Source organism: Nostoc sp. 'Peltigera membranacea cyanobiont' 232, assembly GCF_002245985.1.
Classification (GTDB): domain Bacteria; phylum Cyanobacteriota; class Cyanobacteriia; order Cyanobacteriales; family Nostocaceae; genus Nostoc.
This window is the reverse complement of the sequence record NZ_NOLK01000050.1, coordinates 15,012-39,327: the sequence shown is the minus strand read 5'-3', so window position 1 is coordinate 39,327 and position 24,316 is coordinate 15,012. Positions and strand designations below refer to the sequence as shown.

The 24,316-nt window shown below is 41.7% G+C and carries 18 protein-coding genes and 2 pseudogenes; 9 read left to right on the top strand and 11 right to left on the bottom strand.

The features are described from left to right. Positions 1-67 precede the first annotated feature (67 nt). On the top strand, positions 68-1,078 hold the full coding sequence (trpS, locus tag CDG79_RS18200) for a tryptophan--tRNA ligase (RefSeq protein WP_094343382.1): 1,011 nt from the start codon (positions 68-70) through the stop codon (positions 1,076-1,078). A gap of 58 nt (positions 1,079-1,136) precedes the next feature. After that, on the top strand, positions 1,137-2,057 hold the full coding sequence (locus tag CDG79_RS18195; RefSeq protein WP_094343381.1) for a methylenetetrahydrofolate reductase: 921 nt from the start codon (positions 1,137-1,139) through the stop codon (positions 2,055-2,057). Positions 2,058-2,716: 659 nt separating this feature from the next. On the opposite strand, the pseudogene CDG79_RS18190 reads toward CDG79_RS18195, so the two are convergent. After that, a pseudogene (locus CDG79_RS18190) lies at positions 2,717-3,236 on the bottom strand (phosphate-starvation-inducible PsiE family protein). A 237-nt stretch (positions 3,237-3,473) separates the two neighbouring features. Beyond that, positions 3,474-4,388 (bottom strand): tetratricopeptide repeat protein, encoded by a 915-nt coding sequence (locus CDG79_RS18185; protein ID WP_094343380.1) that lies wholly within the window; start codon positions 4,386-4,388, stop codon positions 3,474-3,476. 300 nt (positions 4,389-4,688) lie between these two features. Between CDG79_RS18185 and CDG79_RS18180 the strand changes: the two genes are divergently transcribed. After that, positions 4,689-6,740, top strand: a complete 2,052-nt coding sequence (locus CDG79_RS18180; protein WP_094343379.1) for an elongation factor G — start codon at positions 4,689-4,691, stop codon at positions 6,738-6,740. 274 nt (positions 6,741-7,014) lie between these two features. Here CDG79_RS18180 and CDG79_RS18175 read toward each other — a convergent pair whose 3' ends face one another. The 3 genes from CDG79_RS18175 to murJ form a co-directional block, all read right to left on the bottom strand. Further along, complete coding sequence (locus CDG79_RS18175) at positions 7,015-7,278, bottom strand: hypothetical protein (protein ID WP_094343378.1); 264 nt, start codon at positions 7,276-7,278, stop codon at positions 7,015-7,017. A 222-nt stretch (positions 7,279-7,500) separates the two neighbouring features. Beyond that, positions 7,501-8,013 (bottom strand): outer membrane beta-barrel protein, encoded by a 513-nt coding sequence (locus CDG79_RS18170; protein ID WP_094343377.1) that lies wholly within the window; start codon positions 8,011-8,013, stop codon positions 7,501-7,503. A gap of 128 nt (positions 8,014-8,141) precedes the next feature. Then, a complete protein-coding gene (murJ, locus tag CDG79_RS18165; RefSeq protein WP_094343376.1) occupies positions 8,142-9,746 on the bottom strand; it encodes a murein biosynthesis integral membrane protein MurJ in 1,605 nt (534 codons plus the stop codon). 426 nt (positions 9,747-10,172) lie between these two features. On the opposite strand from murJ, the gene CDG79_RS18160 reads away from it, so the two are divergent. Beyond that, positions 10,173-13,190, top strand: coding sequence for a GAF domain-containing protein (locus tag CDG79_RS18160; protein ID WP_094343375.1), 3,018 nt, complete (start codon positions 10,173-10,175; stop codon positions 13,188-13,190). 23 nt (positions 13,191-13,213) lie between these two features. Here CDG79_RS18160 and CDG79_RS18155 read toward each other — a convergent pair whose 3' ends face one another. From CDG79_RS18155 to CDG79_RS18140, 4 genes are all read right to left on the bottom strand, one after another. Next, positions 13,214-13,453: a DUF2281 domain-containing protein gene (locus CDG79_RS18155; RefSeq protein ID WP_094343374.1), complete on the bottom strand. Its 240-nt coding sequence runs from the start codon at positions 13,451-13,453 to the stop codon at positions 13,214-13,216. Positions 13,454-13,480: 27 nt separating this feature from the next. Further along, a complete protein-coding gene (locus tag CDG79_RS18150) occupies positions 13,481-13,960 on the bottom strand; it encodes a hypothetical protein (RefSeq protein WP_094343373.1) in 480 nt (159 codons plus the stop codon). A gap of 46 nt (positions 13,961-14,006) precedes the next feature. After that, a complete protein-coding gene (locus CDG79_RS18145) occupies positions 14,007-14,513 on the bottom strand; it encodes a pentapeptide repeat-containing protein (protein ID WP_094343372.1) in 507 nt (168 codons plus the stop codon). 78 nt (positions 14,514-14,591) lie between these two features. Continuing rightward, the gene (locus CDG79_RS18140) at positions 14,592-16,118 is read right to left on the bottom strand and encodes an LCP family protein (protein ID WP_094343371.1); all 1,527 of its coding nucleotides are present in this window, start codon (positions 16,116-16,118) and stop codon (positions 14,592-14,594) included. Between the two features lie 115 nt (positions 16,119-16,233). Between CDG79_RS18140 and CDG79_RS18130 the strand changes: the two genes are divergently transcribed. The 5 genes from CDG79_RS18130 (at position 16,234) to CDG79_RS18110 (ending at position 21,715) form a co-directional block, all read left to right on the top strand. Then, positions 16,234-17,400 (top strand): mannose-1-phosphate guanylyltransferase, encoded by a 1,167-nt coding sequence (locus CDG79_RS18130; RefSeq protein ID WP_143855509.1) that lies wholly within the window; start codon positions 16,234-16,236, stop codon positions 17,398-17,400. 78 nt (positions 17,401-17,478) lie between these two features. Further along, positions 17,479-17,775, top strand: a complete 297-nt coding sequence (gene yidD, locus CDG79_RS18125; RefSeq protein ID WP_094343370.1) for a membrane protein insertion efficiency factor YidD — start codon at positions 17,479-17,481, stop codon at positions 17,773-17,775. Positions 17,776-17,805: 30 nt separating this feature from the next. Then, positions 17,806-19,452 (top strand): ABC1 kinase family protein, encoded by a 1,647-nt coding sequence (locus CDG79_RS18120; RefSeq protein ID WP_094343369.1) that lies wholly within the window; start codon positions 17,806-17,808, stop codon positions 19,450-19,452. Between the two features lie 447 nt (positions 19,453-19,899). Beyond that, positions 19,900-20,880, top strand: a complete 981-nt coding sequence (locus tag CDG79_RS18115; RefSeq protein WP_094343368.1) for an ABC transporter ATP-binding protein — start codon at positions 19,900-19,902, stop codon at positions 20,878-20,880. 46 nt (positions 20,881-20,926) lie between these two features. Continuing rightward, entirely contained in the window at positions 20,927-21,715 is a 789-nt protein-coding gene (locus CDG79_RS18110) for an ABC transporter permease (protein ID WP_094343367.1), read from the top strand. 155 nt (positions 21,716-21,870) lie between these two features. Here CDG79_RS18110 and CDG79_RS18105 read toward each other — a convergent pair. After that, positions 21,871-22,290, bottom strand: a pseudogene (locus tag CDG79_RS18105) (transposase); the annotation flags it as partial. 74 nt (positions 22,291-22,364) lie between these two features. Further along, on the bottom strand, positions 22,365-24,236 hold the full coding sequence (locus CDG79_RS18100; RefSeq protein ID WP_094343366.1) for a serine/threonine-protein kinase: 1,872 nt from the start codon (positions 24,234-24,236) through the stop codon (positions 22,365-22,367). Between the last annotated feature and the right edge of the window lie 80 nt (positions 24,237-24,316).

Here is a 24,316-nt window from a genome sequence, read left to right as displayed (position 1 = left end):
GAAGCGACTTGTCACCAGACATCGCCACTTTGCATAGTGCAGAATTGAGATAACTAGAGTGAAATTTATGGGCAAGCAACGTGTTCTTTCTGGAGTTCAACCAACGGGCAATTACCATCTAGGTAACTACTTAGGAGCCATTCGCAACTGGGTAGAAGGTCAGAGCGAATACGAAAATTACCTCTTTGTGGCTGACTTACACGCGATTACAGTACCACATGACCCAAAACAGTTAGCGGCTGATACTTATACTCTTGCTGCTCTGTATTTAGCTTGTGGTCTTGATTTAAATCACTCCACCATTTTTGTCCAATCTCACGTTTCAGCCCACAGCGAACTCACCTGGTTGCTCAACTGCATTACACCTCTAAACTGGCTGCAAGATATGATCCAGTTCAAGGAAAAGGCTGTAAAGCAGGGAGAAAATGTGAGTGCAGGTTTATTGGATTACCCTGTGCTAATGGCGGCTGATATTTTGCTTTACCAAGCCGATAAAGTGCCAGTGGGTGAAGACCAAAAGCAACACTTAGAATTGACACGAGATATTGCAGCTCGGTTAAATCACCAATTTGGTAAACCAGATCAGCCCGTGCTGAAGTTACCAGACCCTTTGATTCGTAAGGAAGGGGCAAGGGTGATGAGTTTAGCGGATGGTACACGCAAAATGTCAAAGTCCGATCCTTCTGACTTAAGCCGAATCAGTTTGCTAGATTCACCAGAACAGATTCAATACAAAATTAAGCGTTGTAAAACCGATCCGATTCGGGGGCTGACTTTCGACGATCCAGCGCGTCCAGAGTGTAATAATTTGTTGACGCTGTATACATTGCTTGTTGGAAAGAAAAAGGAAGATGTCGCAGTTGAGTGTCAGGATATGGGCTGGGGACAATTTAAGCCATTGTTGACGGACACGATAATTGAGTCCCTGAAACCAATTCAAGAAAAGTATCAGGCGATAACGGCAGACAAAAGCTATTTGGAGTCTGTGTTGCGCGATGGAGGGGAAAAAGCTAGAGCGATCGCCAATCAAACTTTATCACAAGTAAAAGCTGCTTTAGGCTATTCTCTTCCTCTATAGGCTTTCGCTTTTAGGTGTGATTTGCTATACCATTTAAGAAATTGAAATTCTTAATTTTATGCATTACACCCATAGCTCCACAGCCTTCCAGAGAGCTGTACAAGCAGGTGAATTTCTAGTTACCGCTGAGGTAGCACCGCCGAAAGGGGGAGATCCAACACACATGATTCAAATGGCAGCGACTCTTAAGGGAAGGGTTCATGCTGTCAATGTTACTGATGGTAGTCGTGCAGTGTTACGGATGTCCTCGTTAATGGCATCAGTGATTTTGTCACAAAATGGCATAGAGCCAATTTGTCAAATTGCTTGCCGCGATCGCAACCGCATTAGTTTACAAGCTGATTTAATGGGCGCTCATGCTTTAGGTATTCGTAATATTTTAGCGTTGACTGGCGACCCAGTAAAAGCAGGCGATCATCCAGATGCCAAAGCAGTTTTTGACTTGGAAGCGGTGCGACTTCTGCAACTGATTCGGAAGATGAATCAAGGCGTTGATTGTAATGAGAAACCTTTGACTGATGGAGCGTTAGATTTATTTGTTGGTGCAGCAGTAGATCCGCAATGTAAAAGTTGGTCGGGTTTGCAAAGTCGATTTGAACGCAAAATCGAAGCAGGAGCGCAGTTTTTTCAAAGTCAGTTGATTACTGATTTTGATGTTCTAGAAAAGTTTATGGATACAATTGCTGCTGGCTATAAAAAACCGATTTTGGCAGGAATTTTTCTGTTGAAATCGGCAAAGAATGCTCAGTTTATTAATAGATGTGTTCCGGGTGTAAATATTCCCCAACATATTATTGATAGATTGGCAAAAGCTAAAGATCCTTTTGAGGAAGGAATAAAAATTGCCGCCGAGCAAGTGCAAATAGCGCGGCAATTATGTCAAGGTGTCCACATGATGGCGGTGAAGCGAGAAGATGCGATCGCGCCAATTTTAGATTTGGCTGGCATTGCTCCAGTTAATCAGTTGGTATCTACGTAAAGAAGATAACGAATATTTTATTAAAGCAGATGGTAACAACCATCTGCTTTTTTAATGCTGAAACAGACGCATCTCCACGTTTGGCGGTATTGGTCAAGTTAGTGAGGGCGATTCCCACCGGATTTAAGGTTTCAAGAGGCAGATCGAGAAGCTATCGAGAGCGTGGTTAGTAAACTGTTGGAATACTCTGCCAACCCGGATGTAGATGAGTGACCCTTAAACAACTGTCACGTTGCATCAATTACCCCACTGTTGTTCATTAAATAACTACTGTCCAACTCAAAGAATTCTTGTCACTTTCCGCGGATTAGAAGGAAGTCGGCTTAAATCCTGATTGAAAAAGGATTTAAGCCTTTTCCAATATGAAAAACTGTGAAAAATTTGAATTTAAATCGCTTAAAGCTTTCCCACTGCGATCGCTCAAACCATTTTTTATTATAAATGCAGCTTTTGAGTAGTAAACTTTCTGCTTGCTATTATTTTTCAGCCTAAAAACGCGAAAATAGTTGGATTGGAAATTTAACTTCGTTTCTTAGTAGAGCTTATCATCGGCATCGCTCAAATGAATAACTAGCATTACTTTACAGATTAATCAGGAGATAGGACAGACAAGGAAGAAAATTCTACCTTATCTCCCTACTCCCCATTTTCATCAGAATTTAGCCAAGAGGTTGCTTTTCATCACATTGACGTGAATACTGTAATTCCAAATCATTTTGCCGTTCCCTACCTCCTCTATACACAACCGGACAAAGCTTAGTGTCCGCGCTCATACAATCCATGTGTGGCGTTAACAAATAACAAACCACAAATTGCAAGTGTATTAACCCAATAAATTTCCAGCGCACCGTGAACTACTATTTCTCGCAGTAAAGATACAATTGTTACCTCAACTGCCACTCCTACAGAAATACTATGTTCTTGCAAATAGACCATTAATAGTCGGAATAACTCGACTAAAATCAACACAAATAGTATTTTTGCAGTCATATTTTTATAGTCTAGTGGCTGGATGAGGGCGATAGCTATCCCCCACAATTGGATCGGCATGACGGCGAACAAACCCAAACACAAGACAATCACAATTAAGTCTTGAAAGGCTTCCATGTTACGAACAATTGAGTGCCGATCGAGCCAGCGATCGCTAAATAAAAATCGACTTTTCTGGCGCTTTTGCATGTAGGTTCCATTCCAATCGGGACAAGTTCAGACCACACCAGCGAGTCAACCCAATAGTTTTATGTTATGTAATATTAAGCTTTTGTGCCTCAGCGAGGTTGGTAATTTATCAGTCATTAGTCATTGGTCATTGCTCATTAGTCATTAGTCATTAGTCATTAGTTATTGGTCATTAGTCATTGGTCATTAGTTTTTAGACAAAGGAGAAATGACTTATGACTAATGACAATTCACTATTCATTGATTTGACTTTTGTGCCTGTTGCAACAATTGTTCGGCATTTTTTGCCCATTGGGGATTACCCTGAGCATTGTATAAATCTTTAGCAAATTGGAAAACTTGTACTGCATCTCCATATTGCTTTAACTGGATAAAAACTAACCCTGCACCATAATAAGCGTTGGGATAGTTAGAGTTAGCTTCGGCTGATTTTCTAAAAGCCTCTAATGCCTCTTGTAATTTACTTTGTTGGAAAAAAATTGAGCCGAGATTGTAGTAAGCTTCTGGATACTTAGGATTAATTTTTAATGCCTGATAAAATGCACTCCTGGCTGGATCGAGTTTACCTTGGTGGAGATAACACATCCCTATATGGTAAGGAGGTTCTGGTGCATTTTTGCTATATTCTATGGCTTTTTTAAAAGATGCGATCGCTTTCTCGCAATCTCCTTGTTGCTCTCGTACCAACCCCAAGTTATAGTGAGCAAATCCGAGTTTTGGATCGAGTTCTAGCGATCGCTGTAAGTAATCGTTAGCTAACTGTAAATTATTGCCTTCTAACAACGCACCACCTAAATTAGCAAAAGCTGGAGCAAATTTCGGATCGGCTTGCGTTGCTCGATAAAATGCGTCCGCAGAGGGTTGTAATTGTCCCGTTTGTCGGTATGCTAACCCTAAATTATAGTGCGCTGGTGCTAATGTTGGATCTAACTTGGCTGCTTGTTTAAAAGCTGCGATCGCATCTTGTACTTTTCCCGCCTGAATTGCCTGTAAACCTTGGTTCAAGTAGTCTATGGCTGTTTTACCATTAGATTGTGCCAGCTTTGAGGGGAAAGAGGGAGAAAGGGAAAAAGATGGCGATGGAATACTAACAACCAACAAACTCAAACTTACTAACCCTGCTATGGGATATTTAGAAAATGATAATCTCATTGATTTTCTGATTCGCAACACTTTCAGTTAAATTTACTTCATAAAAAGTTATTTACAAAAATTTTAGATTCGCTATTAAACTTTACTGAGATTAACTTTTATTAAGATAAATCTGACGACGGGCTACATTTTTTTCACTTTCGATTAAAAGAAGGATAATAAAAAATTAAAGAAGGGGGAATCTTGACTCCAGAGAACCATTTTTTGATCGAATAAAATTCAGAATAGCTGGATTCTTCTTCAACCCTTGATATATACGGAATCATGCGGTTATAAAAGACTTACCGCAAGGGAGGTTTTATGAACGAAAAAGTAAAATCGGGTTCGCGGAATGTGGCAATTGTCGGGCCTTATTTAAGTGGAAAAACTACTTTACTAGAAAGCTTGTTATTTGTCACAGGGGCAATTTCTCGCAAAGGGAGTGTTAAAGACAGCAATACAGTGGGAGATAGTGCTGCCGAGTCGCGCGATCGCCAAATGAGTGTAGAAGTCAGCGCTGCTAGCACTGAGTATAACGACATTTGCTTTACTTTTATTGACTGTCCGGGAAGCGTAGAATTTGCCCAAGAAACTTACAATGCTTTAATCGGAGTGGATGCAGCAATTGTAGTTTGCGAACCCATCCGCGAACGAGTCCTCACCCTCGCCCCTCTATTTAAATTCCTAGACGATTGGGAAATTCCCCATCTCGTCTTCGTCAACAAGATGGATCGGGCAAATATTCATGTCTTAGAAACGTTACACGCCCTGAAAGCAGTATCTAGCCGTCCCCTGGTAGCGCATCAATATCCCATCATGAACGGCGAACAACTCACCGGCTTTATCGATATGGTGAGCGAACAGGCATATAAATATCATCCAGGCGCACCTGCTGACCCCATTCCCTTCCCCGAAAGTTTAAAAGAAGAAGAACATATAGCACGGGCAGAAATGCTCGAAACCTTAGCAAATTTTGACGACCATTTACTCGAAGAACTTTTAGAAGACATCGAACCACCCCAAGAGGAAATTCTCAAAGATTTAAAAATGGAATTAGGGGCAGATTTAGTAGTGCCCGTTTTCTTTGGTGTGGCAGAACAAGATTATGGTGTTAGACCTCTGTTAGAAGCCTTGTTACGAGAAGCCCCCGAACCAGAAACCACAGCAGAACGTCGTTTAAAAAACTTAAAAGGTGATACACCTTTAGCGCAGGTATTAAAAACTTACTACACTCCCCAAGGTGGCAAACTTTCTCTCGTGCGTGTTTGGCGGGGCAAATTAACTGATGGTATTGTCCTCAATGGTATTCGGACTGGTGGAATTTTCCGCCTTATGGGACAACAACAGCAGTTTGTTAACCAAGTAAGTGCTGGTGAAATTGTCGCATTGAGCCGTTTAGAAGGAATTAAGACAGGCGATACAATCTCTACAGAACAGCAATCAGTGATGGAATTACCCAAAGCTGTACAGTTGGAACCAGTGTATGCCCTCGCCATTACACCAGAAAAGCGCAACGATGAAGTTAAACTCAGCAGTGCCATTACCAAGTTATTGGAAGAAGACTGCTCGCTTGCTTGGGAACAACATGGCGATACTCACGAAGTTATTCTTTGGGGTCAAGGTGAGATTCATTTGCAAGTTACCCTAGACAGACTGCGCCGCAAATACAATCTACCGATGACAACCCACTTACCACAAGTGCCTTACAAAGAAACCATCCGCAAAACAGTGGTTTCAGTGCATGGGCGCTATAAGCACCAAAGCGGCGGCCACGGACAGTTTGGTGATGTTTTTCTCGAAATCAAGCCCCTAGCACGGGGTACAGGTTTTAACTTTAATGAAACCATTGTTGGCGGTGTGGTTCCCAAACAGTATATTCCTGGGGTAGAAATGGGCGTGCGGGAATTTCTAACACATGGGCCTTTGGGCTTTCCAATAGTGGATTTGGCGGTAACTCTGACTAATGGTTCGTATCACAACGTTGATAGTTCCGAACAAGCCTTTAAGCAAGCTGCCCGATTAGCTATGCAAACGGGGATATCCCAAGCGGAACCTACCTTGTTAGAACCAATTCTGCGGGTGGAAGTGACTACGCCGAGCGAATTTACCTCCAAAGTGCTGCAACTGTTGAGTGGTAGACGGGGGCAAATTTTAGGCTATGAGGGGAGAAACGATTGGCAAAGCTGGGATAATGTTTCTGCGTACTTGCCACAAGCAGAGATGCAGAATTTTATTGTAGAACTGCGATCGCTCACTCTTGGCGTTGGTTCCTTCCACTGGGAATATGACCATTTGCAGGAAGTACCGGAAAAGCTTGCTGAACGTGTCATTCACAGCAATGGCAATGGTGGTAACGGCAACGGCAATAAATGATTTTGGACTTTAGGTTGTTCTTACACCATTGCAGGCTTTTTTAATTTGCGATCGTTGAAAACCATAGATCCCTGATTTCGTCAAAGCGATCGGGGATCTATTTATGTTGTGTATCAAGGTAAATCCGTCGTCTCAGTTTCTTATTAATCATTCTTTAATGTGAAATAGACCTGTGTGGTAAGGGCAATTTATGTAAACGCAAACCAACTTCTCGCAGGATATTACCCCTACGATAGATGTAGTTTTTCAAAACATTTATATTTATTCTTTTCTATCAATGAGTAAGTTTTATGGTTGATGCACCACCAGGTATTCTCAGGTTGGCATAGTCGCCACTTAGTTGAACACATGACGGTGGCTGGTGTAACACTGCACAGCATCTTTGAACTGCGGCTTGATATTCTCGCCATTGCTTACGGATTGCAAGACTGGCGGCATCGTTACCTAAGTCTGAAAATCTTAGCCCAGCCCGAATTAGCCAAGATTCTACATCAGTTGTTTCACCCAGTATTTCTGGAATGGGATTAATCTTTTCCATGAGTAATATCTTTTATGCATATTTAAAATTGGTCATTTAACTTTAAGAGAAACTATTGATAATAGCCAAATATAATTGGTTATCATAATCATAAATAAAAATGATTAAAAAATGTGTCATATCTGAGTATGGATGCTCAAATATGACAGAACGAATTACTATTACGGCTGGTAAACATCATTACTTTAGCTTGCGAATAAGCTGTTTCCTAGCTCGTAATAACTAGAACCGATAGCCTAATCCAGCTTGGAAGCTGACAGCATCAGCATCACTATTTCTGTAGGCATCAATACCCCATTTAGTATCACCATAAGCAATGACATTGTTGCTAACTTCTGATTCAATACCAAGGGTGACTACAGGTGAATTCTGATTGCCCAGTGGGGTTTTTTGACCTTCGTCAGTTACAAAAGAATAACCACCACCGAAGTAAACGTTAGTATTTTTGGCGATCGCCGCATCATAAGTCACGAGCGGCATGATTGCAGCAGCATCACCACCATACAGCACAGAACCGCGCAGTGAAACAGGTGTCTTCGGAACGGCGTATCGTCCTTGGATATTGCCACCAATTTGTGATTCATCGTTTCCTTGTCCGCCACTGGTTGCACCAACTGCAACACCAGCACCAATGTAATTACCGTTTGTACCGGCTGTTTGAGCAGAAGCAATTCCTGCTGAGAGGACAATGGAAGCAACAGCAAGTGCAGAGGCAGCTAATTTTGTAAGTTTCATAGAATTCTTCTCACTAGAGTTAAGTAAAATCAATGTTCTCTAGTACTAGAATCTCTTTTTTTACAAAATGTAACCTCGCACATCTGGTTCACCCAAGTGGCTGAATTATTTCTCACCCACTTGGTTAGTTACTTCTTCAAAAAACGCTGACGTAGACGAGATATAAAAATATTCACCTCTGGTATTTTCAGCCAGGAAGCGATCGCAGCAAATACCGCAATCCCTACAAAGCCAGATACGCACAATTGCAACACCAGAATCAGTAAACCCGTTTTACCTAGCAATTGTTGAGAACCAACCAATGTCCCATAGCTGGCTACCCCAGCTACCACGCTACCAGCAGCCAAACCCAAAATCGGCAAACCCCACTCACGCCAAGGTAAACCATTGAGTTTGCGATCGAGTAACCACAACAGCATCAACATTGAGCTACAGTTTACACCCACTGTTGCCAATACCAAACCGGGAGCGCCAAAAGGTTTAACGAAAAACCAATCTAATAAGATATTGAGCAAAATGTTAAAAACACTGATCCGAAAAGGTGTCTGTCCATCGCCTAAAGCGTAGAATACCCGCACCAAAACATCACGTCCCAAATAGACGAACATCCCAATTCCGTAAGCGACTAGCAAGGATGAAACTAGCTGTGTGGCTTCCGGCTTGAAAGCACCGCGTTCATATACCACCTGCACAATAGGTACTGATAATGCCACCATCAACGCCCCAAGCGGTAGCATGGTGAAGGCAGTGAGTAGCAATCCTTGACGAATGCGTAATTTTAAATCTGGCCAATTTTCGGGGCCGGCAAGTCTGGCAAATATCGGTAACAGGGGCAGTAAAATGATATTAGAAATAATCCCCAAGGGAGTTTGGACTAATAGATTGGCATAGTTAAATCCTGCCGCAGCACCAGGAATAGGACTAGCAAAATAAAGGTCAGTGGCAACATTAATTGGCATCATTCCCGAAGAAACTGTTGCCGGAGTCATGATTTTAATCACTTCTTGAACGCCTGGAGATTTAAAATCAAACCGCAGGCGTAATGTGCCTAATCCTAACCGCCACTGAACAATTAGCTGCACTAACCACTGGAGAATTGCTCCTGCCAAGGTTCCCCAAGCTAAGACCATTCCACCGATTAAAGCGTATTCCGGCTTAATAATATCCTTACCTAGTTGCATCGCCAGGATACCAAGACCGCCAACAACAGTAATACTGGATAATAAAGGACTAATGGAGAGTAGCCAATATTGATTGGCGGTATTGAGAGTACCGAAGCCAATGCCAATTAAACCGGCAAATAAAGCCATCGGTGCCATAATGCGGAGTTGTTGAATGGCGATCGCTCTGGTTGTCTCTTCCAAACCATGACCGACTAGATCGACGATCGCATCCGCAAATAAAACTTGAGCCACTGTCACCAGCAACAGTACTCCAGCCACCAGTGTTGTCACGGTTTCCACTAGGGGAGCCGCTTCTTCTCGCCGCCGCTTGGCTAAAACGCTGACAACTGCACTGTGTAATGGCCCATTGACACCACCAAGTAATATCAATAGAAAGCCAGGGATAATATAGGCGTAGCTATAGGCGGTAGCAGCAGCACCAACACCAAAAGCCGCAGCGATCGCTTGCTGCCGCACTAAACCGAAGACTTTACTAATTAATGTGGCTGCGGCAACAATGCCAGCAATTCCAGCGAAAGAACGAGAGGGTTTTTGGTCTTGTTGTGTCACGAATAATACCCGACAACTCTTGCAGAGTGCATACTTTAAAACATTTAACCTCAAATCCCGCAGTCTGTCAGGTAAATTTTGGCAAATCAGTCATTAGTTTATAGTCTGATGGCAATTATTTTAAGGGCGATGCCTGCGGGGAGCAAAGCAAAATTACTGCGATCGCAATGTGAAGTTAATTAAATCGTCTCTTAGTAAGGGCTAGAGCCGTTTACTACAAACCTTGAATTATTCATGTCTTCTTTTGTATACAATTCAAAATTATTTTTAACCCATTAAAGAAAATAGATCGAGAAAGGGGAACTATAAAAATAACCATCTTCTGGGAAATAGTTGAACGCTGTCAAAATTTGCAGTTTGTCATATTTTGGACTCATGAAGTTTGGTATGAAGAACTCTTGTATAAAAACGACATAATCCAGCGCAATGGAACCAAATTCAAATTTCACAGAAGATCAACTTCTATTGTCAAGCGTTCAACTTCAAGAGCAACTAGAGCAACAAAAGGCTCTGGCGAGTGTAATTGTGCGAATTCGGGAGTCTCTTGATTTAGAAAGAATTTTTCAAACTACCGTTACACAAGTACGTCAGTTCCTAAATGCCGATCGTGTAGCAGTTTTCCAGTTTGACTTAGAGAAAGATTGGAAAGGAGAATTTGTTTATGAAGATGTTGCGCCTGGTTGGAATTCGGCATTAGAAGTAAAGGTTTACGATCGCTGTTTTGGAGAAGAATTTGCTTCTAGTTATCAAGAAGGACAAGTACAAGCAGTAGGAGATATTTACAAGGCGGGACTGAGTGAGTGTTACGTGGCAATTTTGAGTAAATTTCAGGTACTAGCTAATCTTGTTGTCCCTTTATCGCCCCAGAAGGAACTGTGGGGACTGCTTTGCATTCATCAATGCAGTGAAACTCGTGACTGGAAAGAATCGGAAATTGAGTTTATTTGTCAAATTGCTGACCATCTTGCCGTTGCGATTCAACAAGCGAAGCATCTCAATCAAGTCCAATTGCAAGCTGCAAAATTGGCTCAAGCGGTTCAGCGCGACCAAGTAATCGCTCGGATTGTCGATAAAATTCGCTCACCCCTTGATATTGAAACCATCTTTAAAACCACAACTCAAGAAATACGCAAGCTGCTGCAAGCTGACCGAGTTGCCATATTTAGCTTCAATCCAGATTGGAGTGGTAACTTTGTTGCTGAATCATTTGCGGAAGGCTGGACTCCCCTAGTTGGCGTTCAGCCGATGATTTTTGATACTTATTTACAACAGACGCAAGGCGGACGTTACGTTAACAATGAGACATTTACAGTTAATGACATTTACCAAGCCGGATTAACAGACTGTCATGTAACCCTGTTAGAGCAATTTCAGGCAAAAGCCTTTGCAACTGCCCCTATCCTCCAGGGAGATCAACTTTGGGGAGTCATTGCTGCCTACCAAAATGTCTCACCCAGACAGTGGCAATCTTATGAAGTGGAATCACTGACCAAAATTGGTACACAAATTGGTGTGGCAGTGCGACACCATAAGTTGCTGACATACGCTCAGTACCAAGCAGAGCAACAAAAGACATTAACTAGCGTGATTACTCGAATTCGGGAGTCCCTAGATTTAGATACAATCTTCCAAACAACTGTTACCGAGGCGCGGAAAATGCTGCAAGCCGATAGAGTGGCAGTCTTTCGTTTTGACCCTCAAAAAGATTGGGAGGGAGAATTTATTTCTGAGGATTTTGTTCCTGAGTGTAACTCGGTAATAGCAGAAAAAGTTTATGATTATTGCTTCGGTGAAAACTTTGCACCCCTCTACGCTCAAGGTCGAGTCAATGCGATCGCTGATATTTATCAAGCCAAGTTTCCAAGTTGCTACGTCCAAATCCTAGAAAAATTTCAGGTGCGGGCAAATATGGTCGCACCTCTATTAAAAAAAGGTGAACTTTGGGGATTGCTGTGTATTCACCAATGTACCGCTCCTCGTTATTGGCAACCTTCTGAAATTGAATTTACCAGTCAAATAGCCGAGCAATTGGGAGTCGCATTAAAACAGGATTCTTATTTAAAGCAAGTTCAAATGCAGGTTATCCAGTTAGCAGAAGCCACCGAACGCGAAAAAGCAATGGAACGGCAAGAATTGCTAGCTGCAACCATTGATAAAATTCGCCAGTCACTCGATATTAAAACTATTTTTAGAACCACTACTCAAGCTGTGCGAGAATTGCTCGAAGTTGAGAGAGTTGCAATCTACCGCTTCAACGCAGATTGGAGCGGTAAATTTGTGGCAGATTCCTTCAAAGATGGTTGGAAACCTGTCCTACAAGAGCAACTAATGATTATGGAAACTTTTGAGGACACAGAAGATGATAACGAACTTCCGCGCAACGAAACTTTTGTTCCCATTCGACAAGGTGAAAAATTATGGGGATTATTGGTTGCTTATCAAAATTCGCAACCGCGTTATTGGAAGGAGGAAGAAATCAATTTACTAGCTCAAGTAGCTGTACAATTTGGAATTGCGATTCAGCAAGCGGAATTACTCGAACAAACCAAACGTCAAACATCAGAACTGACTCAAGCTCTGCAAGAATTAAAACAAACTCAGACTAGGTTAATTCAGGGTGAAAAAATGGCAGGTTTAGGACAACTACTTGCTGGAGTCGCTCATGAAATCAACAATCCTGTGAGTTTTATTTTTGGCAATCTAATACATTTAAATAAATATACTGAAGAACTGCTGAATGCAGTGAAACTTTACCGTCAAAATTCCTCCCTGTTACCATCTGTCCAAGCTCAAATTGACAAGGCTGATTTGGACTTTATCATCGAAGATTTACCCCAAACTCTTGAATCAATGAAAGTAGGAACAGAGCGAATTTGTGATATTGTGCTATCACTGCGAAACTTTTCTCGTACAGATGAGGCTGGATTGAAGGCAGTAGATATTCATGAAGGATTGGATAGTACTTTGCTGATTTTAGGGCATCGGCTCAAAAATAATCATGAACGCCCAGCTATTGAGATTATTAAAGAATATGCTATTTTCCCTTTGCTCGAATGCTATCCCGCGCAATTAAATCAAGTGTTTATGAATCTTCTTAGTAATAGTATTGATGCATTAGAGGAAAAATTTAAAACTATACAGCAAAGGTATTTGAAGTTATCCCAAAGGTGTCCTATAATACCTTTGAGTATCTGGATTAGTACGCAAGCCACTAATAACCAGGTTGTAATTAGAATAGCTGATAATGGTCTAGGGATTCCAGAAGAAGTGCGATCGCACATGTTTGATCCCTTTTTCACTACCAAAGCACCAGGTAAAGGTACGGGCTTAGGATTATCTATTAGTTATCAAATAGTAGTTGAAAAACATCATGGACAAATTAAATGCTCATCTAAACCTGGAGAAGGAACAGAGTTTTTAATTGAAATTCCTAGCAGTAATTAGAGGCGACTGGCCTTTGAGAATTATTATTCTTTACTCTGTAGCCCACCTCTCCGACTAGCGAGTTCTTTTTCTATTTCGTCTTCATCTAATAACTGTTTACCGGAGGCGACAATTATAGCACGAATTTGCCGCAAACGTTCTCCCAAGGGAGTTTTCTTGGCAGAATTTTTCAAGTGAAGAAATTCGACAAAATCTAAAACTTCCTCTTGTTTGTCTTGTGGAAGGGAATGCCACTTGGTTAATAAATCTTGTTCTGTACTCATTAGTATTTAACCACTACTGTTACTACTTTAGTTCGGATACGCAACTTTTGTAAAAGGAATACTCTTTGCATTAGTTAATAACTTAACTGTATATTTATATACGAATTTTTCATCTGGATCGGTCTCAGTTTGTTTTTGTGGATGAGTTCCAATTAATCCAGAAATTTGTTTTTGGCTTTTTTGATGACCAAATAAATCAAATTCTATCAGTTGACATATAATTGTTGATGAACTGTTTTCAATACCTGAAGCTGGTAGATTTTGCAGAACACGAGCGCAATCAAGTTGGGTGATAGGTATAATCAAAAAAACAACATATAAGGAAATTATCCCTATTTGTCCAATAATGAACCCCATAAACCAAGGCAACTTGGGCTGAATAGTAAAGTTAAGTTTGTTTTGGCTTTGCTCATGAATTTTTATATTTTTATCTCTGATAAAATCCCAAATAAAAATCAAATTGATAATTAATAATACATAGCCTAATAAAGAATTTGTATTTTCCATTTTTTCGCAAAAATGCCTCTATTTTTATGCTCAACGCGTAGTTTCTTTACTTACAACCTAAACTATCTCGCGTTGACACAGCCGTAACCGGATTTACCCCATCCGCCCTTTCACACATTAGCGACACTTGATAACGGTCAATCAAAGCGTCGGTAAAATCAGCGCCTGTAATTTCGGCATCGAAAAAACGGCTGCGGGTCAAAGTGGCTTCTGTAAAAATGGCATTTTTTAGGTTAGCACCATCCATAGTGACGCGATCGACTAAAGCGCCGCTTAAATTCGCGCCTTCCAAATTTGCTTTTAACAAAACTCCTTTAGTGAGAATTGCGTTGGTTAAATTCGCTCCTTGAAAATTCGTCCCCCGCATTTCTGCTGCTACAAAAGTCACACCTGCCAAATCAGCATTAGAAAAGTCACGATTTTCTAAATTTATATTGTTGTAGTTAATTGTGTTGAGTTGAGCAAAAGCAGGTTTAGGATTAAGTATTATCCAGCAAAATGCTAGTATCAAAATTACAATCAAACCCAAAAATCGCAGCAAAATCTTTTTCATAACTTTATTATTTTTCAGTAGTCCTTTGTCATTAGTCCTTTGTCATTCGATCAATGACTAATGACTAATGACCAATGACTATTTCCAATCTTTACCAATCCGAATTGTGAGGTCAGATTCTAAATCACCAATCGCTGACACCTCAATTTGACCCAAGCCTAAGACTTTTTGCAAATCAACACCAACTCGCCGATTGCCTTTTTGGACAATAATCTGAGTTTGACGTTGGGTATCTGGCCAATCAGGCACTTTGTAAATATTAGTAAAGCCTTTCTGTTTGAGATAAGCAATAACTTTTTCAGTTAGCTGAGGTTGATTGGAGGCATTTTGAATAGCAATTTTGAGGTTAGGAACCTGACGCATATCTGGTTTCAGACCAGGTACATTTACCCCAACATAATCATTCAACAGGCTCTGTTGTCCAGTCATATTTAGCCAATAGCTATCAGGGTCTTTGCTAAAGCGGCTAAAGGTACCAGGCAGCACCGTCATTTGGAAATTATCTCGATCTAGGTTGAGGCCAAAGTTGACCAACGCCATCATTTCTTCCATCTTCAGGTTGGTATCAAAATATTTTCGCATCAAGCGAGTTAATTGAGGCAACCTGGGTAAAATGGTAGGACTATTTAAGCGTTGCAGTAGGGCTGCTGTTAGTGCTTGCTGACGCTGCACTCTCGGCAAATCTCCCAAACCTGGTTCGCGGAACCGCACAAACTGTTCTGCTTGTTCGCCGTTGAGGGTTTGCCATCCACTAACTAAATTAATCGACAGCCGACTGCTAGAGTCTTTATATGCCATCGATTGGGGAACAAAGACCTCGACCCCGCCTAACTGATCGACTAACTGCCGTAAGCCGCTAGTAGAAATACGGATGTAGCGATCGATTGGAGCATTATTTAATGTCCGGCTAACTACCCGTGCTGCCAAGACTGGGCCGCCTTTGGCATTGGCATCAGATACCTTAGTTAATCCCTTTTCTCCCTTTTCGGGGATGGCAATCATCGTATCTTTGGGAATCGAAAGCACCCGTACAGATTTTTCACTAGGGTTAAGGCGTACCATAAGCATGGAGTCGCTTTTGCCAGCAAAGCTTTCTGGTGAACCATCAACAGTACCGTTAACTGGTTCAATTCCCATAATTAAAATATTCATGGGTCGTGAAAGCTGGTACTGAGAGAGTTTGCTCCACAACTCTCCTGGTAGCGGTATTTTTACCTCGTCTTTTGGAGTATTTCCTAAATCTTCATCTGTTCGATCGAGGTTGCTCCACAAAGGAGTCCACAGTGCTAATGTCGAGACTAGCAGCCCAGATAAGATGATGCCGATGACAATGGTCATGATCCACAACAGCCATCGAGGCATGGTTAAGCCCAGTCTCTCGTAAAGCTGATTGGGAATCGCGCCCACAGATTCGACGACGCTACGGTTCGGATTGGCTGGCTGGTTTAGTTCGACATCCTCCTCCTCTTCCTCTGAGTCGGCTACTGGTGCAGGCGTTACCTGATTTTCCGTGCGTTGAATTTGCTGCGATCGCACCTCAGTTTCAAATTCTACTACTTGCTGAGATGTAACCGGATTTTCCGACCATTCGACTTGTTTTATCACAATTATTTCCCCACTCAACCACTCCCTAAAAGTATGTTAGTCCAAGCTACAGATATTGCCAGTGGAAAGGCTCACTGTAAACTTATAATGTTCTTCGGTAGGCGTGTATGACAACATGAATACTTTATTGTTCCCCGTAATCCTAGCTGGTGGTAAAGGTGAACGTTTTTGGCCCCTGAGCCGCAAAGACCGACCTAAGCAATTTTTAAGTCTTGATGGTAGCTCTAGAAGTTTATTACAAGCAACCGCCGATCGATTGATAAAACTCGGTGGCGGTGAGTCCAGCGCTGCGGGAGGGTTTCCAACGCCAGTCGCTCATGGGGGAAACCCCCAAGACCGCGCTGGCTCCTCCGCAGGCGACTGGCGAACCCGAACGGGGTGGGATTCCTTGTGGGTGATCACTTCTAGTCAGATAGCTGAAGGGGTAAGACAACAATTACCCGATCTACCAGTTGAAAACTTACTAATTGAGTCGGAAGGCAGAGACACAGCCGCAGCCGTTGCTTGGACAAGTTTAGAAATCAAACGGCGCTATGGAGAAGACGCTGTGATTGGCTTTTTCCCTGCTGACCACTGGATTGCTGACGAAGAAGCGTTTGCACACACATTAAGCGCGGCTACGCAACTGGCAGCAAGCACAGCAGCGATCGTTACACTGGGAATCAAGCCTACTTTTCCATCAACCGGTTACGGCTACATTGAACAAGGTGAAAAGATAGGTAGCTTTAATGAGTTGCCAGCTTATCACGTCAACCGCTTTACTGAAAAGCCCAACCGCGAAACGGCAGAGACTTTTTTATCTACGGGGCGCTTTAGCTGGAATAGTGGAATGTTCGTTTTTCGGGCAGGGGTTGTTCTCAAGGAACTACATACCCATGCTCCAGAAATTATCGAACCTTTAGAACAACAGGGTGCTGATATTTATCCCCAGTTGCCTAAGAAGAGTATAGACTATGCCCTAATGGAAAAGACAACTTTAGCATACGTTTTGCCAGTTGATTTTGGTTGGGATGATTTAGGAGATTGGAATGCGATCGAGCGCTTACTCAAAACAGAAGAGAATCCCAATGTAGAACTCGCTACCCACATAGGGCTAGATACGCAGGGAGCGATTATTTATGCCTCCAATCCAGAGGATGTAGTTGTTACTATTGGTTTAGAGGACGTGGTGATTGTGCGCGATCGCAATGTCACCCTCGTTGTCAATAAAGAACGTACCCAGGAAATTAAGCAGATCCTTAAAATTCTCCAAAGCGATCCCCGATTTACCGACCTGCTATAAAAGTTAAAACCCTTGGCAGAGGCGAAAAAGTCTATTTTCCTATTATAACTTGACTGTCTGTTATTTTTTCTGACAGTTATGGACATTATTAGCTTTGAGCCTCTCGCCAAGACAATGGCAATCGAGTCTATTAACGCTTATCAAAAATATATTTCTCCATCCAAAGGATTTAGTTGCTCCCATCGTTTATTACACGGTGGGGATTCTTGCTCTAATTACGTTAAACGAATGTTGAGCGAACAGAAACTCCACGAAGCCTTACAATCATCCATAAAAAGATTCCAAGATTGTGGCGCAGCTAGCAGAACTTTAACCAGTAGCAAAGCTAGAGCCAACTTCGGTTGTATTGTCATCCCCTGCTGCTTACCTCTTTAACTCCCTGCGTCTTTGCAGTTATTTATAAAAATGTTCCTCACCCAAACTGTTCCCCGTCAACGAGAAATTCTGGAAGTATTCCTTCGCAATGGCTGGGACTATATGCGAAGGTTGCTCACTGGTGGCAAAGCTGATGAACCTCAGCTACCGACACCTGCGGTTTTAAAAAATATCCTGGTAGATTTGGGGCCAGTTTACGTTAAACTTGGTCAGCTACTCTCTACTCGTCCAGATTTACTCAGCGCCTCCTACATTGAGGAACTATCAACCTTACAAGACGAAGTACCGCCAGTCTCTTGGTCAGAGATAGAAATAATCCTCCGTAAAGAATTAAAACGTCCACTAGCAGAAACTTTCAGCGTAGTTAACCCGATCCCCGTAGCGGCGGGATCAATTGCCCAGACTCATCGCGCTACATTAGCAGATGGTCGAGAAGTCGCTCTGAAAGTGCAACGTCCGGGAATCGATCTGACTATTGCCCAAGATATTGCTTTAATTCAAGGGATTGCCGATTTAGTGGCGCGGACTGAATTTGGGCAAACTTATGAAATCAAATCCATCGCCGAAGAATTTACCAAAGCCTTAGAAGCCGAGTTAGATTTTACACGGGAAGCAGGTTTTACAGACCAACTGCGGCGTAACTTATCAAAAAGTCGCTGGTTTGATCCCACCCAAATAGTGGTTGCGGAAATTAACTGGGAATTGACCACAGAAAAATTACTAGTGATGGAATGGCTGGATGGGGTGCCGTTCTTGTCGGCAGATTTGGATAATAACAATAACGGTAAAGATCCTGCTGTAGAGCGTAAAGAAATAACTACTTTGTTATTTCGGGTATTTTTTCAGCAACTATATATTGATGGCTTTTTTCACGCCGATCCCCATCCAGGAAACTTGTTTTATCTCAAAGACGGGCGGGTTGCCCTATTAGACTGTGGCATGGTGGGAAGACTCGATCCCCGCACACAGCAAATATTAACAGAGATGTTGTTAGCGATCGTTGATTTAGATGCTCAAAGGTGCGCTCAGTTAACTTTACAGCTATCAGATTCTGCTCAACCAGTAATTTTATCACGGTTAGAAAATGATTACGATCGCATGTTGCGAAAGTATCACAATGTCAGCCTGACGCAAATAAACTTCAGTCAGATAATCTATGAAGTTTTACAAGTTGCCCGCAACAATAAAATTAGATTACCTAGCAACATGGGTTTATATGCCAAAACCCTAGCGAATTTAGAAGGGGTAGCGCGGACATTCAACCCAGAGCTTAATTTTTTCGATGAAGTTAAACCATTAATTACAGACTTGTTTCGTCGGCAATTATTGGGCGATAATCCAGTGCGATCGCTATTACGAACAGCCTTAGATATAAAAAGTCTCTCTCTCCAGTCTCCTCGCCAAATAGAACTGCTATTAGACCGAGTTACCTCAGAAACCTTACAGTGGAATCTATCGCTCCGGGGTTTAGATGGCGTGCGGCGCACGATGGACGATGCCGCGAATCGCCTCTCTTTTAGTATACTAGTGGGTTCGCTGATTATGGGTGCAGCAATTATTTCCACCAGAGCGCAGACAAGCCAGCTATCTTTTTTAAGCACCATCCTCTTTGCCGTTGCTAGTTTATTGGGTTTGTGGTTAATTATCAGTACACTGCGATCGGGACGTTTACGGTAAAGTCTATGTGTTGTGCGTCATGCCCACCACAGGAAATCATGATATGTCACTGGCGAAAATCCCTGCTTTCCTACTTAATACCATTTCTTTATGAGGCTGCGCCAAATTTTCTTGGCTTCTTCTTTCTTTCTTTGTGTCCTTTGTGTCCAACTCTTACGAGACGCTGCGCGTAGCTTGCTTCCCCGAAGGGGTATGCGGTTCGTTCCTCATATAGTTGGTGCATCGTCTACAGAATTGGTATTAGAACCATAGTTGAAGAATCCAGAAGTCACAATCAAGACGAACTCAAACTCGCTATCCATTTTTTCCGTCAGAATTCAATTCATTCTGTTAGCGGGGCGTTTAGCCCATTCTGACTACTGACTCCTGAATTCTGCTTGATAAATAGCGTTAAACACCGATGATTTACGTGTGTTTCTATACATCTGTGGTTCTAATATAAAAAATATGTCAATCATCGTTGTTGAAAATCTGAGTAAATCTTATCCAGTGGCAGTTAAAAGTCCGGGTATTAAAGGTGCAATCACCCACCTTTTCCACCGCACCTACCGCTCAATTAAAGCAGTTGAGAATATTTCCTTTGAAATTGCTCCTGGTGAAGTAGTGGGGTTTTTGGGGCCAAATGGTGCTGGTAAAACCACCACACTAAAAATGCTTACGGGACTGATTCATCCTTCAAGCGGTAAAGTCACAGTAGCTGGACAAATTCCGTTTCATCGGAAAGAAGCATTTTTGCAAAAAATTACCTTGGTGATGGGGCAAAAGCAGCAGCTTATTTGGGATTTACCAGCACTGGATTCTTTGAAAATTAATGCTGCTGTATACAACATCTCTGATAAAGAGTTTCAACGGCGGGTAGGAGAATTAACAGAGATGCTTTCCCTAGAAGGCAAACTTACCCAACCAGTACGGAAGCTATCTTTGGGTGAGCGAATGAAGGCAGAATTGCTAGCAGCACTTTTGCACCGTCCCCACGTATTATTCCTAGATGAACCGACTCTGGGACTAGATGTAAATGCTCAGGTAGCGGTACGCGATTTTTTGCGCGACTACAATCAGCGTTATCAGGCTACAGTGCTGTTGACGAGTCATTATATGGCTGATATCACAGCTTTGTGTCAACGCGTGCTGTTAATTCACCAGGGAAGCCTGATGTATGACGGCAGTTTAGATGGATTACTAGAACGTTTTGCCCCTTACCGGGAAGTTCATATAGAGTTAGCCCAGCCTCTGCCGATAGAAAAACTTATGACCTATGGGGATGTGCAACTCTTAGAAGGGCGATCGGTGCATTTTATGGTATCTAGAGAGGCGCTCACCCGCACAGTATCAAAGATTTTGACAGATTTGGAGGTAATTGATTTAACTGTCGCTGAACCGCCTGTAGAAGAAGTAATTGGACGAGTTTTTCAGGCAGGTGTTGTGTAGTGAGTGCTACGAGGAATAGAGTTGCCGAGAGGAGAATGCACTATAAATGAAAAAAATGATTAGAAAAGCTCTAACTTTGCTGTCAGTATACTACGCCTATATGGTTGAGTATCGAGCAGAACTAATCTTATGGGTTTTGGCTGGGTCTTTGCCGATTATCCTCATGGGTATCTGGATACAGGCAGCACAAGGTGGGCAGTTTGGGCTATCACCTGTGGATTTTGCCCGCTATTTTATAGCGGTTTTTGTAGTTAGACAATTAACAACTGTTTGGGTAATTTGGGATTTTGAAAAAGAGGTTGTGGAAGGTAAGCTTTCGCCCAAGTTACTACAACCACTCGACCCAGTATGGCATCATGTTGCAGGACATGTTTCTGAAAGATTTGCTCGGCTAATGTTTACTTTTTTATTAGTGGCATTATTTTTTATTCTTTATCCCCAAGCTTTTTGGATACCAAGCTTGAGTAGATTTTTGCTGTTTACATTGGCGGTGGTGCTAGCTTTTGCTTTGCGGTTTACGATTCAGTACACCTTTGCCATGTTCGCCTTTTGGACAGAACGGGCTACTGCTTTAGAAAATTTTTGGTTGTTATTTTATCTATTTTTATCTGGTTTGATAGCACCTTTAGAAGTTTTTCCAGAACCTGTGCAAAAAATAGTGATGTTTACGCCTTTTCCCTATTTGATTAATTTTCCTGCAAGTCTTTTGGTAGGGCTACCCGTAGATATAGGGCGGGGATTTTGGTCAATATTCGGTTGGCTATTAGTGTTTTTGGGTGCGAATCGCTTATTGTGGCGTGCGGGTTTGAAGCGGTATTCTGGCATGGGAGCATGAACAATTTATAATTTCTAATTGAAAATTAGGATCTGTGCCATCCCAGAGTTTGGCTAATTTGGGGTAATTTAAAACTTTCTTGATAAAAGAAAGTTTTCTCGAATACTGACATATTCCATCTCACGATTTGCCAAACTCAAGGAAGTTCCATTACTTCAAATGATTTGCTGTAATTCATCTAGAGTATTGACACTCTTAATTCCCTGCTGAATTGCCTTTAATCTATCTAAATCAGCAATTTGAGAGATTTCTGGCATTATTTGCAATCCCTCAGTGCCAAATTTTATCTCTAAAGCTAGTTCAATACCTGACAGGATCTCTTCTCGCCGTCCTCGTTCTTCTCCACGTTGTTCGCCTTCTCTAAAAATTTGTTGATACCAAGGAGATTCGTGTAACACTGCCATATCCCACCTCATAATTTGCTGAACTAAAGCGCTGTCTAATACGAAGGTAGCAAAAAAAGCCATGACGGTTTCTAACTGACTCAATTGCTCATCGGCGCGGAGAATTTGCAATGCTCGTTGCACAGTGGATTCTTCTGCACCTCCTTTGAGAATTGGGACAAAGGGATGTAGATGACCTTAGTTTTAGTTTATGGCTAAAGTGGTGATATATACGATGGGCTAAGTCTATACACTGTTGTACTTTGCTAGAAATTTGATAAATTACTTGGTATCGTCTTAAACTTTTCTGCTGTCCCCAAAGAATAATCTTCTAACTTAAAATCAGCAAAAGGCTTCTTCTCTAACCTATCCCGTAGTGCTTCATCAAGAATTACACCTTCCGATTGCTTTTTTACACCAATAATTATAATACTTCTCTGATATTTAGTTAAATCCTGGTTTGCCTGACAATCACTCCGTTGAAATTGTCCCAAATTTAATATTCGATAACGTTTAACACTTGGGGTATTAATAAATATTTTTTTTACTAAAAATTGAACTTGTTTAGAACGTTCTAGAGCCATTCGCTGTTGAACTGCTATATTACCTTTACAAGAAACTGTACCTACAGATATAATCTCGCTGGGATCTCCCATTATATTCTGTATATCTTCTTGTTCTAAGTTTAACTTTAAAAGGTCTAGACTAATAATTTCATCATTATATTTTATCTGAAAATTGCTACCTAAAAGCCATTTATACTCTAGTGATAAAACAGCGATATTAAATTCGGCTACCTTCCCCTGCCTATCTCTACCTTCTTGATAAGAAAAATAATCAATATTTCCTCTTTTTTCGGGAGATTGACCATAATTTGACCTCACAATAAATTGTGAGTTTCGCATTGCTAAAGCCACTATACTAAGTAATCCTAATATCACTAGCAGCCCTGCAAAAAATTTCAGTAGTGGTACTTCTTCTGGCTCTTTTTGTGGGGATGGCAAAGTTTGAGGAATTGGCGCAGACAACTGCTCTGTGTTCAAATTGATTGCTAAATTAATATTTTCAGGAGTAGTTTCTGTTGGCTGGGATTCGACAACAGGGGCGGGAGGAATACTATTTTCTGGCTCCTGCTCCAATGGTAGAGAGCTTGGCTCTGAATCCTCTACTTCTACAAGTGGCTCCCGTTTAGGTGGGGTTAAATCCTCTTCTGAGCAGAACTTTTTGCTTTCTTCAATTTGTTCTAGGCGCTGTAAAATTTCTTGGGTATTAGCAGGACGACTTTCTATATCTGTTGCTATTAGCCAATCAATTAAATTTAATAGTAAAGGTGAGATATCGATGGCATGATTTTGCCAATGCAATACATTTTGCTGGACATCATACATATCTAAGGGATGCTGTCCTGTTAACAAAAATATAAAGGTGCGTCCCAAGGCAAAGAAATCTGATTGCGGTACTGCTTGAGCATTCATTTGTTCTGGAGCGCTGTAGCCAGATGACATAAGTGCTGTCATCCCGTCGCTGTTGCTGAGTTGGATAGAGTCGGTTCTGCCGATTTCAGTGGCAGTGCCAAAATCAATCAGTACCAAATTCCCCCAACCTTTCTCAATGGGGGATCGAATCATGATATTAGATGGTTTAATATCTCGATGTAGGTAGTGTTTACTATGCACTAAATTCAAAATTTCTAGTAATTGTTTTAACCAAGCTATAGCTTGTTCTTCAGAAACAGGGCGATTCTGCTGCTGTCGCCACTGTTCTAAGTTGTACCCGTCGATTTTTTCCATTGCAATGCAATGCAATACTAAACCATTTCGGGTTTGATACTGGAAGTAACTATCTTGTTTGGGAATACCGGGATGCTTGAGTTGTTCCAGCACAGTTACTTCTTGCTGAAATAGTTCTACTGCTTTGGCGTTACCTGATAGATCCTCTTTGAGTATTTTGAGGATTTTAGGGGTATTTTGTTCGTATGCTTTATAAACTTTACTAAACCCTGTTTTGTCATTCAATAGGCACGTCACCCGATAACGCCCTAGCAATTCCAAATGGGAACCACAACTTTGACAAAAGCGGTTTTGTTCATTATTCGGGTGATTTGGTGTAGGGCAAAGGGGATTGATACAAAGGCTCATGACTTGCTTATCCGTACTTTAACAGTTATCAGTTATTAGTTATCAGTAACCCGGAAACACTGATAACTAATAACTGATTT

What these genes read in the sequence shown, in the direction of transcription:
- CDG79_RS18150 (WP_094343373.1), bottom strand. Translation starts at nt 13,960, where the DNA reads ATGGAAAATACAAATTCTTTATTAGGCTATGTATTATTAATTATCAAT.
- CDG79_RS18130 (WP_143855509.1), top strand. Translation starts at nt 16,234, where the DNA reads ATGAATACTTTATTGTTCCCCGTAATCCTAGCTGGTGGTAAAGGTGAA.
- CDG79_RS18160 (WP_094343375.1), top strand. Translation starts at nt 10,173, where the DNA reads ATGGAACCAAATTCAAATTTCACAGAAGATCAACTTCTATTGTCAAGC.
- trpS (WP_094343382.1), top strand. Translation starts at nt 68, where the DNA reads ATGGGCAAGCAACGTGTTCTTTCTGGAGTTCAACCAACGGGCAATTAC.
- CDG79_RS18120 (WP_094343369.1), top strand. Translation starts at nt 17,806, where the DNA reads ATGTTCCTCACCCAAACTGTTCCCCGTCAACGAGAAATTCTGGAAGTA.
- yidD (WP_094343370.1), top strand. Translation starts at nt 17,479, where the DNA reads ATGGACATTATTAGCTTTGAGCCTCTCGCCAAGACAATGGCAATCGAG.
- CDG79_RS18175 (WP_094343378.1), bottom strand. Translation starts at nt 7,278, where the DNA reads ATGGAAAAGATTAATCCCATTCCAGAAATACTGGGTGAAACAACTGAT.
- CDG79_RS18195 (WP_094343381.1), top strand. Translation starts at nt 1,137, where the DNA reads ATGCATTACACCCATAGCTCCACAGCCTTCCAGAGAGCTGTACAAGCA.
- CDG79_RS18110 (WP_094343367.1), top strand. Translation starts at nt 20,927, where the DNA reads ATGAAAAAAATGATTAGAAAAGCTCTAACTTTGCTGTCAGTATACTAC.
- CDG79_RS18170 (WP_094343377.1), bottom strand. Translation starts at nt 8,013, where the DNA reads ATGAAACTTACAAAATTAGCTGCCTCTGCACTTGCTGTTGCTTCCATT.
- CDG79_RS18180 (WP_094343379.1), top strand. Translation starts at nt 4,689, where the DNA reads ATGAACGAAAAAGTAAAATCGGGTTCGCGGAATGTGGCAATTGTCGGG.
- CDG79_RS18115 (WP_094343368.1), top strand. Translation starts at nt 19,900, where the DNA reads ATGTCAATCATCGTTGTTGAAAATCTGAGTAAATCTTATCCAGTGGCA.
- CDG79_RS18100 (WP_094343366.1), bottom strand. Translation starts at nt 24,236, where the DNA reads ATGAGCCTTTGTATCAATCCCCTTTGCCCTACACCAAATCACCCGAAT.
- CDG79_RS18145 (WP_094343372.1), bottom strand. Translation starts at nt 14,513, where the DNA reads ATGAAAAAGATTTTGCTGCGATTTTTGGGTTTGATTGTAATTTTGATA.
- CDG79_RS18185 (WP_094343380.1), bottom strand. Translation starts at nt 4,388, where the DNA reads ATGAGATTATCATTTTCTAAATATCCCATAGCAGGGTTAGTAAGTTTG.
- CDG79_RS18155 (WP_094343374.1), bottom strand. Translation starts at nt 13,453, where the DNA reads ATGAGTACAGAACAAGATTTATTAACCAAGTGGCATTCCCTTCCACAA.